The sequence below is a fragment of the Leifsonia sp. HAY1-4F genome, assembly GCF_056755275.1.
Genome location: NZ_JBNDHX010000311.1, coordinates 1 through 268, shown reverse-complemented (window position 1 = coordinate 268; position 268 = coordinate 1). Strand labels below are relative to the sequence as shown.

Sequence of the window (268 nt, the reverse complement as noted above, 5' to 3'; positions counted from 1 at the left end):
CAAAACGACCGACCAGCCGGCCTCCTCGGTCCAGCCGTCCGCCTCGAAGGCGACGCGGTTGTTCGTGACTATGTCCTCCAGTTTGCTACCAGCAGCAGTGCGGAAGACGATGCTCTGTCCGTCAACGACGTAGTTGACGGGGAATACCTCGGGCTGGTCATTGACACTGGTGGCCAGGCGACCGACCTCAGCGGTATCCAGGTAGCCCCAGCAGCTATCCTCCGGGACCTCGGTGATCGGGTTCTCCTCATTGATCATGGGCCTATTC

1 protein-coding gene is annotated in these 268 nt (G+C 60.8%); it reads right to left on the bottom strand.

Features of this window, described 5'->3' with window-relative positions:
• Window positions 1–258 (bottom strand): pyridoxamine 5'-phosphate oxidase family protein (locus tag ACPYOG_RS19635; protein ID WP_481295799.1); only part of this gene is annotated, 258 nt, incomplete at its 3' end.
• Between the last annotated feature and the right edge of the window lie 10 nt (window positions 259–268).